General features: G+C 33.3%; 8 protein-coding genes. 7 read left to right on the forward strand and 1 reads right to left on the reverse strand.

Features of this window, described 5'->3' with window-relative positions; translation table 11 throughout:
• Positions 1 to 46: 46 nt before the first annotated feature.
• Positions 47 to 1555, reverse strand: a complete 1509-nt coding sequence (gene hutH, locus HNP99_RS14680) for a histidine ammonia-lyase (protein ID WP_173854145.1) — start codon at positions 1553 to 1555, stop codon at positions 47 to 49.
• Positions 1556 to 2207: 652 nt separating this feature from the next.
• On the opposite strand from hutH, the gene thrA reads away from it, so the two are divergent.
• The 7 genes from thrA to HNP99_RS14715 all read left to right on the forward strand — a co-directional run bounded on the left by thrA (position 2208) and on the right by HNP99_RS14715 (position 12061).
• Complete coding sequence (gene thrA, locus HNP99_RS14685; protein ID WP_173854146.1) at positions 2208 to 4655, forward strand: bifunctional aspartate kinase/homoserine dehydrogenase I; 2448 nt, start codon at positions 2208 to 2210, stop codon at positions 4653 to 4655.
• Positions 4656 to 4757: 102 nt separating this feature from the next.
• The gene (locus HNP99_RS14690) at positions 4758 to 5720 is read left to right on the forward strand and encodes a homoserine kinase (protein WP_173854147.1); all 963 of its coding nucleotides are present in this window, start codon (positions 4758 to 4760) and stop codon (positions 5718 to 5720) included.
• Between the two features lie 88 nt (positions 5721 to 5808).
• Positions 5809 to 7098: a threonine synthase gene (gene thrC, locus HNP99_RS14695; RefSeq protein WP_173854148.1), complete on the forward strand. Its 1290-nt coding sequence runs from the start codon at positions 5809 to 5811 to the stop codon at positions 7096 to 7098.
• A gap of 841 nt (positions 7099 to 7939) precedes the next feature.
• Positions 7940 to 9607 (forward strand): ATP-binding protein, encoded by a 1668-nt coding sequence (locus HNP99_RS14700; RefSeq protein WP_217424432.1) that lies wholly within the window; start codon positions 7940 to 7942, stop codon positions 9605 to 9607.
• A 178-nt stretch (positions 9608 to 9785) separates the two neighbouring features.
• Positions 9786 to 10097, forward strand: a complete 312-nt coding sequence (locus HNP99_RS14705; protein ID WP_173854150.1) for a superinfection immunity protein — start codon at positions 9786 to 9788, stop codon at positions 10095 to 10097.
• A gap of 265 nt (positions 10098 to 10362) precedes the next feature.
• Positions 10363 to 10956 (forward strand): hypothetical protein, encoded by a 594-nt coding sequence (locus tag HNP99_RS14710; protein ID WP_173854151.1) that lies wholly within the window; start codon positions 10363 to 10365, stop codon positions 10954 to 10956.
• A gap of 904 nt (positions 10957 to 11860) precedes the next feature.
• Positions 11861 to 12061: a hypothetical protein gene (locus HNP99_RS14715; RefSeq protein ID WP_173854152.1), complete on the forward strand. Its 201-nt coding sequence runs from the start codon at positions 11861 to 11863 to the stop codon at positions 12059 to 12061.
• Positions 12062 to 12192: the final 131 nt, after the last annotated feature.

Genomic DNA, 12192 nt, shown 5'->3' on the forward strand with positions numbered 1-12192 from the left:
TTTTTAAGGGTGCAAATTTAATTGATTTTTATCTTCGAAAACTAATCTAGTGCAATAAATCTTCTTCAATCTGGAAACTGTTCAAAAATGTAACTGTTTTCTCTATATCATAATGCAATATTCGGTCTTCTTTTACAAAAGAAACTTCTTCGCGATAAGCATTCAAAAACATTTCAATAAATTCACTTGACTTCAACGGACTTCTAAACGCAATTGCTTGTGAAGCATTCATCAACTCAATTGCTAAAATACGTTCTAAATTGTCCATTACACGCAACGCTTTTGTAGCACCATTAGCTCCCATACTGACGTGATCTTCCTGACCATTGCTAGAAACAATACTATCTACGCTTGAAGGTGTTGCTAATTGTTTGTTTTGACTAGCAATACTAGCTGCTGTGTATTGCGGAATCATGAATCCTGAATTCAATCCTGGATTGTCTACTAAAAATGAAGGCAAATTACGTAAGCCTGATATTAACTGGTACGTTCTTCTTTCGGAAATACTTCCTAATTCAGCTAAAGCGATTGCCATAAAATCTAAGGCTAAAGCCAATGGTTGGCCATGAAAGTTCCCTCCAGAGATGATTTCATCACTTTCGATAAAAATATTAGGATTATCAGTAACCGAATTAATTTCGGTCTTAAACACTTTTTTCACATAGTCAAAAGCGTCTTTTGAGGCACCATGAACCTGTGGAATACATCTAAATGAATATGGATCTTGAACATGTATTTTCTCCTGCGCAATAATTTCGCTACCTTCAAGAAACTCTTTCACTCTTCCAGCAGTTACAATTTGTCCTTTGTGAGGCCTAATAAAATGAATCAATTCATGAAAAGGTTCTATTCTACCGTCAAAACCTTCTAAAGATATGCTGGCAATTAAATCCGCTAAATAAGAAAACTTATTTGCTTTTATCAAAATGTGAGCTCCATAAGCACTCATAAATTGTGTTCCGTTTAATAATGCTAAACCTTCTTTAGACTTTAAAATTATTGGTTCCCAACCAAAACGTTCCATTATCACTTTTGAATGCACTTTCTTTCCTTCAAAATAAACTTCTCCTTCACCTAATAAAGGCAATGATAAGTGTGCCAAAGGAGCTAAATCACCCGAAGCTCCTAACGAACCTTGTGTATATATGACTGGTAAAATATCATTATTATAAAATTCAATTAAACGATCAACCGTTTGCATCTGGATACCTGAATGACCGTAGCTTAATGATTGTATCTTTAATAACAACATCAATTTCACTATTGTAAAGGGTACTTCTTCCCCTGTGCCACAAGCGTGTGATTTTACCAGATTTTCTTGTAGTTTGGATAGGTTTTCGTTCGAAATTTTCACATTACAAAGTGATCCAAAACCAGTGTTGATCCCGTATATAGGAGCTGAATGTGAAGCCATTTTTTTATCCAAATAATCACGACACTTTTGAATATTCACTTTCGCTTCTTCTGATAGTGCCAATAATTTATTGTGAGCTATAATTTCTTGCACTATTTCGAGCGAAAGAATTTCAGTACTTATATAATGTGTATTATCCATGTGGTTTTGAATTTTGAGTGCCAAAATTGATTAAATCAATATTAATAAACAACATATAATGGTTATAATTTAAAATATAGTTAAAAATATAGTCTGTATTTAAATTTCTGGCAATAAAAGGCTGAAAAATAGCACTTAAAATAGCTGTCTCTTTTTTAGTTATCCAAATAAAAAACTAAAAATGACCGCTAATAATTACAATAAACCAATTATTAGACAGAAAACGGTGTAATTAAATACCAATAATTTTGAAATAGTGAATTCGTACGAACATTTCTTTAGTATTATTTCTGCTTTAAATAACAATAGTCTTGATTATCACCCTTAAAAATAGGAAATCTTAAACCTGAACCAATAAACTTAAGTTTTTTTAAAATATTCGTAAAACGAACTAAAAGGGTTTTTGAATTTTATAAAAAGCTGTATTTTTGAAAAACAACAATGATAAACAATAACGCAGCATATCACTCTTCGATAACAACTCTAATTTGGGTTGGCACTGCTATGACGTTTACATTTTCTACTACAACTACAACCCCTTAGGGGTATACACTTTTACATATAACCGTATTATATTGTTATTTCTTTCGAGAGATAAAATTCTTGGGTGAATAATAAATATTCGCTTTTTTTCAAAATCAAAATGCACAACATGAAAGTATTAAAATTTGGCGGTACATCAGTAGCCAATGCCACAAATATAAAATTAGTCTTAGACATCGTTCAAAATCAAGCCAAACAAGAGCCATTAATCGTAGTGGTTTCTGCATTGAGCAAAGTGACCGATTTATTACAAACCGCTGCAGCAAAAGCGGCTTCTTGTGATGAGACTTACAAAACGTTAGTGATCGAAATTGAAAAAAAGCATTTAGACACCATCAAAGAATTTATTCCCGTTAGTGAGCAAAGCGGTTTATTGAGTCACATAAAAAGAATCGTAAACCACCTTGAAACGTTATTAGACGGTTGCTTCCTTCTGGGCGAACTATCCCCAAGAACGGCAGATACAATTTTGAGTTTTGGAGAATTATTGTCATCATATATTATAGCCGAAGCTTTAAAACAAAAAGTAACTAATTCAGGATACAAAGACAGTAGAGAATTAATTAAAACCAACAGCAACTTTGGGAAAGCGGCAGTAAACTTTGATGTAACAAACGATTTAATCGCTACTTATTTCAAATCAGTTACTCATCAAGTAACGATCATGCCTGGTTTTATTGCGTCATCACAAGACGGAATCACAACAACTCTAGGTCGTGGTGGATCTGATTATACGGCAGCAATTCTAGCTGGTGCGTTGCATGTTTCTGAATTAGAAATATGGACAGATGTAAACGGAATGTACACTGCCAATCCTCGTATTGTAAAGCAAGCCCAACCTATTGCTACGATTTCGTATCAAGAAGCGATGGAGTTGTCTCACTTTGGCGCCAAGGTTTTGTATCCACCAACAATTCAGCCCGTATTACGGAAAAATATTCCTATTCTAATCAAGAATACTTTTGAACCAGCAGCCGAAGGAACTTTTATTTCGAATAAGGCTGTCGCCAATGGGAATCCAGTAAAAGGAATCAGCCATATTGACAACATCTCTTTGATTACGCTCGAAGGGCCAGGAATGATTGGGGTTTTAGGATCTTCAAAAAGGTTATTCGAAACACTATCTCAGGCCAATGTGAATGTTATTTTTATTACACAAGCCTCTTCTGAACACTCTATTTGTATCGGAATTTTGAATGCTGATGCTAATAACGCTGAGGAAGCTATCAACAAAGCGTTCGAAATCGAAATTGTACAAAACAAAGTGGAGCCTTGCATCGTCGAAAAAGACCTTTGCATAATTGCTCTTGTAGGTGAAAACATGAAAAACCACCAAGGGCTGAGTGGTAAAATGTTTAGCACTCTTGGTAAAAACAACGTAAACATTCGCGCCATTGCTCAAGGGGCTTCTGAGAGAAATATCTCGGCAGTGATTAATGAGCGAGATGTTAAGAAAGCCTTGAACACACTTCACGAACGCTTTTTTGAAGAAAACACCAAACAACTGAATTTGTTTGTTATGGGTGTTGGTAACGTAGGTGAGAAGTTTATTGATCAAATTAAACAGCAAAAGAAATTCCTAAAAGAGAATCTAAAAATAAATTTGAGAGTAATTTCTTTAGCCAATTCAAGAAAAATGCTTTTTGATGAGGAAGGTATTGATTTAAAATCTTGGCAAGGACTTCTTGATAATGGAGAAAAAGCAGACCAACAGCTATTTATCGAGCAAGTAAAAAACCTAAATTTGCGCAACAGTATTTTTGTTGATATTACTGCTAACGAAAGTGTTTCACAAACTTACGCTCATTATTTAAGAGAAAGTGTGGCGGTAGTTACTTGTAACAAAATTGCTTGTTCTTCTGCTTTTGATAATTATAAAAATTTAAAGAGTTTGTCACGCAGGTACAATGCCTCTTTCCTTTTCGAAACAAACGTTGGAGCAGGATTACCGATTATTGACACTGTAAAAAACCTAGTGGCATCTGGTGATAAAGTGAATAAAATTCAAGCCGTTTTATCAGGTAGTTTGAACTTTATCTTCAATAATTTTGATGCAAACAATTCTTTCCACGATGTGGTAAAAGAAGCCGGTGTTCAAGGTTTCACAGAACCAGATCCAAAAATCGATTTGAGCGGAATTGACGTAGCTAGAAAAATCTTGATTCTAATTCGCGAAAGCGGTTACCAAATGGAAATAGAAGATATTGAAAACGAATCGTTCTTGCCTGCTGAATGTATGGCAACGACAAACAACGACGACTTTTTTAAATCGCTTACACAATACGCAAGCCATTTTGAAGCTATTTTGGCGGAAGCCAATGCTAAAGAAAGCCGCTTGAAATTTGTAGCACAATTTGAAGATGGAAAAGCGAGCGTAGGTTTGCAATTCATACCAAAAGACCATCCTTTTTACAACTTAGAAGGAAAAGACAATATTGTATTGTTCTACACCGATCGCTACGTTGACCAACCTTTATTAATCAAAGGAGCTGGTGCCGGAGCTGCAGTTACTGCTTCTGGAATTTTTGCCGATGTGATTAGAATAGGGAATGTTTAAAAAAAAGTTACTAAGTTACAGAGTGCCTAAGTTTCTAAGTTTTTGAAGAGACTTAAATACTTAGAAACTTAGTAGCTAAGCAACTTAGAAACTAAAAAAAAAATGAACGAAATAAAAATATTCTGCCCCGCAACCATTGCCAACTTATCTTGTGGATTTGATGTCCTTGGATTGTGTTTGGACAATGTGGGTGACGAAATGATTATTAGAAAATCAGATCAAAAAGGGATTCGCATCACTAAATTAGTGGGTGCCGATTTACCGCTAGAAACAGAAAAAAACGTGGCTGGAGTAGCAGGTTTGGCAATGCTTGAAGCTTTGAAATCAGACGCGGGATTCGAAATCGAAATTTACAAAAACATCAAAGCCGGTAGCGGCATTGGTAGTAGCGCTGCTAGCTCTGCAGGTGCGGTTTTTGGAATCAATGAATTGCTAGGACGACCATTTGAAATTAAAGACTTGGTGCAATTTGCCATGCAAGGCGAAAAACTAGCCTGCGGAAATGCCCATGCCGATAATGTGGCTCCTGCCCTTTTGGGTGGTTTTACTTTGGTTCGCAGTTATGCACCGCTGGATATTATCAAAATCGAAAGTCCGTCAGAATTGTATGCTACCGTGGTTCATCCTCAAATTGAGTTAAAAACATCGGATGCGCGTTCGGTATTGAAACAAACAGTATCCCTAAAAAGCGCCATCATGCAATGGGGAAATGTAGGCGGATTAATCGCAGGATTATATACTAAAGATTACGACTTAATTGGTCGCTCTTTGCATGACGAAATCGTAGAGCCTTTGCGTTCGGTACTAATCCCGGGATTTGATTTTATCAAACAAACCGCTTTAGAAAACGGTGCTTTAGGATCTGGAATATCCGGTTCTGGTCCTTCTATTTTTGCATTGAGTAAAGGAGAAGCAACCGCAAACAAAATCGCCAAAGCCATGAGTGCTGTGTATGACGAAATGCAATTGCCTTATGAAATCCATGTTTCAAAAGTGAATCCGGATGGTGTAAGAGTAGCCCCCTACCCCCCCGAAGGGGGAATAAAAAATACGATTAAATCTTAAAAAAAGTTACGCAAAACACAAGTCAAATCCGCAAAGCCTCCCTCCCCTTCGGGGAGGGCCGGGGTGGGGATCTCAATACAACACAAAAATGAAATACTACAGTTTAAACCATAACGCAGCAAACGTTTCTTTTCAAGAAGCCGTAATTCAAGGATTGGCCAGTGACAAAGGATTGTATTTTCCGGAATCGATCACCCCTTTACCACAGTCTTTTTTTGATGGAATAGAAAATTTATCAAACGAGGAGATTGCTTTTACGGCGATTCGCCAATTTGTGGGAGACGAAATTCCAGAAAACGTATTAAAAGAGATCATCGCCGAAACCCTTTGTTTTGATTTTCCGGTGGTGGAAGTTGAAAACGGAATCTATTCTTTGGAGTTATTCCACGGGCCAACCATGGCATTTAAGGATGTGGGAGCGCGCTTTATGTCGCGTTGTTTGGGGTATTTTAACAAAGACAAAAAAGACAGTAAAAATACCGTGCTTGTAGCGACTTCTGGAGATACAGGTGGCGCGGTGGCTAGCGGTTTCCTTGGTGTGAAAGGCGTTGACGTTATTATATTGTATCCTTCAGGGAAAGTGAGCGATATTCAAGAGCGCCAATTGACAACCCTAGGACAAAATATTAGAGCTCTAGAAGTTGACGGTTTTTTTGACGACTGCCAAGACATGGTCAAAAAAGCATTTCTAGACGACAGCTTGAAGCAGCACAATTTAACATCGGCAAACTCCATTAATATTGCGCGCTGGTTGCCACAAATGTTTTACTTTTTCTTTGCTTACAAAGCCTTGAAAAAACAAAATAAACCATTGGTTTTCTCTTGTCCTTCTGGGAATTTCGGGAATATTTGCGCGGGAATCATCGCTAAAAAAATGGGCTTGCCTATTGCACATTTCGTTGCATCAACCAATGTAAATGACACGGTGCCCCGCTTTTTGGAAAACGGAATCTACGATCCAAAACCATCTAAAGCGACCATTTCGAACGCGATGGATGTAGGGAATCCTAGTAATTTTGTGCGCATCCAAGAAATGTACAACAACGATTTGGAGCAATTCAAAAAAGACTTTTCTTCTTTTACATACAACGACGCCGAAACTCTAGAAGCCATGAAAACCATTTACAACGGCAACGGATACATCGCCGAGCCACATGGCGCTGTTGGATACTTGGGTTTGAAAAAAGAACTGGTTAATCACCCTGATGCTATTGGAATCTTCTTAGAAACTGCCCACCCTATCAAATTTTTAGACACCGTCGAACCGGCTTTAGGTATTAGCTTACCGATTCCGACGCAAATAGAAAGTGTGCTGAATAAAGATAAAGTAAGTACTAAAATCAAAACCTACGAGGAATTCAAAGCATTCTTAGGATAAACAATACCAATTTCAAAAACGACTAAGGTGATCTTACTTTAGTCGTTTTTTTTGTGCTTCATTTGGGCATGCCCCTACTTCCACTCCGTTACAGTAGCGTCGGGCTGTACGCTGCAATCTCCCGCAAAAAAAGCGGGAGGATTTCCGCTCCCATCCCTCATGCGAACGCGTTGCCGTATCACAATAACTGCTGTAGGAAAATTTACTAATAAAATTCAATACAAGACTTTAACATTTGGTTTTAAATATTATATTTGTTTGAGAAACGACTGTACTCTATTACATAGCAGTTAACTTAAAAAGTTACACTTTGTGATGATATAGTTTAGTTAGCTGATATTATAAAAAAATTACGATGAATAAAAGAACGAGATTGATTTTTTTGGGTCTATCATTAATAGTTTTAATTAGTGTTGGGTATTATGTAACAAACGATTTTAATTTTCTATTAAATGATTTTTGGTTTACTTCTGGTTTTTTGCTTTTAATTCTTTTATCTCTAATTGACCAACCACATTTTTCCAAAGATTCGAATGTTTTTATTAATGCGGTTACAGCAGGTATTTCACTATTATTAGTTCCAGAAGAATTTAGAAATTGGATTTTTTATATATTTTTAGGATTAACTTTTTATTTATCTATAAGTAGTTATTCTTTAATGTGGGTTAGGAATAAAGAACTATCCTATGAAAATAAATTTGTTCAATTCCTTTCGAAAATAAATAGAGAAATTGGAAAACCACAAACAATGTTTTCTGCTTTTTTTCTTTGGGGTGCATTGAATAAATTTGGCGTAAACAGTAATGGATTTAATACATTACTCCTCTATTGGGTAGTATTTATGATTTTAAATTTACCATCATTGGCAAAAATAATAAATAGTTTATTCGAGAAATCTGAAATAAAAAAACAAGATTCTGCAATAGGTACAATTTTCGGCGTTCAATCAAAAAACACATTTCTTGTAAAACTATTTAGTGATAGAAAAGAAACAATAAAACTGTTTGATTTTGTTGAGTTTAAATATTCAATCGACGAAAAAAAACAAATCAGAAAGGGAATGATTTTAGATACTTATCTATTAAATGAGCAACAATGGGTTAAAGTATTAACTACATCAGAAATAAATAATATTTTTGAGAACAAACAAATATTTGACAATCATACGGAAGATACTATTTACAAAATACAAAATGTTCCTGACAATAAATATTTGGATACTTTTGCTGGAATTGTCACTGAAAATTCTACTATAGGTAAAGTAAGGTTTATTTACAATTCAAAAGCCACAATACAAGAAGGTCAACTATTAGAAATTAAAGTAGGAATTGAAAAGAAATCTGCATTTTATCAAATCGTTGAAGGAATAACTAAAATTCAACAGCTTGAAAATAAAAATGAAAGTGCCTTAATAATTGGCGAAGCAATTCAACTTGGAACTTGGAATCAAGAAAAAGTTAGGTTTGAACAATTCGGTTGGGTTCCAGAAATAAACTCACCTGTTTACATAACTTCCAACATACCAGAAGTAAAAATTTTAGATGGAGAATTAAAAATTGGACAGATTCCAAATACAAATTTCCCCGTAATAATAAATAAAGAACTTGCATTAACACACCACACTGCTGTTTTAGGTGTAACAGGAACAGGTAAGTCCGTTTTTTCAAGAAATCTAATAAGAGAACATTTAAAGGAAGAAAAAGTAAAAGTTATTTGTATAGATTTTACAGGAGAATACAAGAATAAATTTAATGACTTAAATCCAATAGATGTAATAAGTTCAGAAATTGCTAACAAAATATTCAAGGATATTGACGAAATAGAAATGGCGGTTTCGAAAAATTATGGTAAAGACTCTGATGCAACAATTTTGAAAAGAAAAGAAATTGCTTCAATTATGCACGTGGAAATTTCAAATTTTATGAAAAATCCTGATGCCAAAATATCTTTATTTGAATTACCTGATGTGAATAACACTTCGGGAATTTTGGAATATACAAGACTATTTTTTAAAATACTTTTTCATATTGCCAAAACAAAAAAATCGTTTGGCAATAAAGTTTGTTTAGTTCTTGAAGAAGCGCATACAATAATTCCTGAATGGAATTTTGTTGGAATTGCTGATAAATCATCACAATCTTTATTAAATAGTATTGCTCAAATTGCTCTACAAGGTAGAAAATATGATGTTGGTTTGTTAGTTATTGCTCAAAGAACAGCAAATGTTTCTAAAACAGTATTAACTCAATGTAATACAATTATATCATTTCAAGAATTTGATAAAACAAGTAGTGAGTTTTTAGCAAACTATTTTGGACAAGGAATTGCAAATATCTTACCTAACTTAAAATTTAGACAAGCAATTGTAGCAGGTAAAGCTTTAAAATCAAATGTACCAATGATTTTTGAAGTGCCAATAATTGAAGAGCCTGAAGTTGATGGGATTTTAGAAGCAGAAGAACAAATTAAAGAAAAAATGGAAGAGAAAAAAGATACTTTCGAAGAATAACAGCGGTTTGTAAAAATGGCGAAATATGTGGTAAATTCAAGTTTATCTTTCGCAAGAAGTTTTATTTTAAAGCAAAATATGCGGTTATGAAGTTCGACACTTCTTGAAGCCGCGACACATTATAGGCAAGTTTCGAGCGACGACAGAAACATAAATATATAAATAACAAAAACCTTCAATGAAAAGAATTTTACGATGGACTTTGATATTTTTGCTGACAGCAAATTATAGTTACGCACAACAAAGCAGTCTTCCTTTTGAAAATAATGAAATTACAATTGAAAAAATAATGGCTGGCTTTTTTGCTGTATGTGTTTATTTTATACCTACGATAATCGCAAGAGACAAAATACATTTCAAACGTATTTTTATTTTTAATTTTTTGATAGCTTGGACAGTGATTGGTTGGTTTATTAGTTTTTTATGGGCAATAAATGCAAAAAGCAATAATACTGATACGCTTGTATTAGAAGAAGATATTGAAAATTGAACAGAAAAACCTGCCTATAACAGCGATTTGCATAAATGGCGAAATATGTGCAATATTCACGTTTTTCTTTCGCAAGAAATATTATCTTAGTGGAAAATATGCGGTTACGAAGTTCGCCACTTCTTGAAGCCGCGAAACGTTAAGTAACAGTTAAAGAAAACCAGTATATAAAATAACGGGGGAATTACTTAATCGAAGTTTGGGTCTTTCAATATGCCATTTTTCATTTACCCTACGGTTAGTAGAAATTTAAAAAAAAAATATTATGTCAAACTGGTTTGAAACAAATCCAACAAAAAGTATAATAAGTTACACTATATTAATAATTGGTGTAGTTTGGGTATTTTATAAATTTACATTTGAGGAAAGTAAAATAGATAATTACAAAAGTCAAATTGAAACAAAGCAGGCTACAATAAGTCAGTTTCAAGCGAGAATTGAATATCTTGAGGAAGAAAATTTAAAGTTTAAATCTGAATTAAAAGATTATGAAGATTGGAATTCTAAATCTGAAAATCCAACTTTATTTTATAAATCGCAATATGAAAAAACAATTCTGACAAGAGATAATTCTGTAAAAACTAATATTTCAAAAAATACTGATTTAAAAAATATAAAAATAAGTAAATCAGAAAGTTACATCAACAAAGATTTAGATATAATAATTGGTTTAACCGATGTTTCCGTTAATTATGGTTGTTTTCTGAACATTAGTTATGGAAACAGTTTAAATATAAATTTTGAAAATAAAAATATTGGAGACACTATACTTTTGGAGTCAAATAAAGGAAAAATTAAAGTTACCATTAATAAAGTTAATTATGTTTACTCAAATATTGAAATATCAATTCACATATGAAAACTTCTGCTAAAAGCTGTTTACAAAAATAGAGAAAATGTGGTAAATTCACGTTTATCTTTCAAAAGAAGTTTTATTTTACTGGAAAATATGCGGTTAATACGTTCTCCACTCCCTGAAGCCTCGAAACGTTAGCATTTATTGTAAAAAAGACTCTGAAAACAAAAACGCAAGTAACACCTTACCATTATTAAAACAAATAAAACATGAAAATTTAAAAAAACGAATTTTTTATTGACACTTACATTGACAAATATCAAAATTTATCTCGAAAGAGAAATCATCAACTAATTTATTAATTGGAATCTTATTAGTTCTTTTCTCACTTGGTGCGATTTACAATATAGGAAAGGTATTCGGAGAATTTATTTACTACTTTAATAATTAAATTACACGTTTTCAAAATTAAGTAGTTTGACTTTTAGTATGGTCTTGCAAAGAAATTTTGTACCTGAATTTAAAAAGATAATAGAAAAATTTACCGTGGAAAAATAACTTCCACCAACATCGGATAAAAGAGCTGTGTCTTTTATCCTTAATTTAACGATAGTTTTGTACTTGGAAAAATCTCGCACCTCAAATAATAAATATTAGCGAGGAGAAACCAATCGTTGAAATGAATATCAAAATAAGACTAAAAATTTAATTTCATAACTTACAAATGAATAAAATTAATGAATTTTTAGAATCCTTGTCCAACAGGGAACTCGCCTATTTCATAAAATTTAAAAGAAACAAATATTCTAAAGAGACCTTAATATTAATAGACGAGTTCATCGTAAATAGAAACTTGACACAAACAAAAATAGATAAATTAATAAGCCCTAATTTTTGTGCTAGCAAAAATCAAACGCAGCTGTGCCCAAGATGTGGTAGTGATAATTTTTTGATTAATAGCGTTCAATTGACAAATAATATAAGAAATAGTGGGGGTCAAAACAACATGAAATCTGCAGACAATTTCTTTGAGATAAAAGTAGAAAAAAGAGATGAAGTCACTTGCAATGTCTGTGATTATCTGGTAAAAGATCCTAATAACAGACGTCCAAGAACGAAATTGTCTAAATATTCGATATGGAATATTTTTGATTGGTTGCTAAACTAAAAATGTCTAACGTTAATGACAATTTTATTTTAGGTGGAATTAAATGCTATTAAAGTTTCGAAGCAAGTTTCCGTTATCCAAACCTTTGTAATTTAATTGTTATCTTTAAGACTTTTGTTAAAAATAACGAT

The sequence above is a fragment of the Flavobacterium gelidicaeli genome, assembly GCF_013294005.1.
In the GTDB taxonomy this organism is placed as follows: domain Bacteria; phylum Bacteroidota; class Bacteroidia; order Flavobacteriales; family Flavobacteriaceae; genus Flavobacterium.

Excerpts from the sequence above, each read along its gene's own strand:
- thrA (WP_173854146.1), top strand. The coding sequence starts at position 2,208 with ATGAAAGTATTAAAATTTGGCGGTACATCAGTAGCCAATGCCACAAAT.
- HNP99_RS14705 (WP_173854150.1), top strand. The coding sequence starts at position 9,786 with ATGAAAAGAATTTTACGATGGACTTTGATATTTTTGCTGACAGCAAAT.
- thrC (WP_173854148.1), top strand. The coding sequence starts at position 5,809 with ATGAAATACTACAGTTTAAACCATAACGCAGCAAACGTTTCTTTTCAA.
- HNP99_RS14700 (WP_217424432.1), top strand. The coding sequence starts at position 7,940 with ATGATTTTAAATTTACCATCATTGGCAAAAATAATAAATAGTTTATTC.
- HNP99_RS14690 (WP_173854147.1), top strand. The coding sequence starts at position 4,758 with ATGAACGAAATAAAAATATTCTGCCCCGCAACCATTGCCAACTTATCT.
- hutH (WP_173854145.1), bottom strand. The coding sequence starts at position 1,555 with ATGGATAATACACATTATATAAGTACTGAAATTCTTTCGCTCGAAATA.
- HNP99_RS14710 (WP_173854151.1), top strand. The coding sequence starts at position 10,363 with ATGTCAAACTGGTTTGAAACAAATCCAACAAAAAGTATAATAAGTTAC.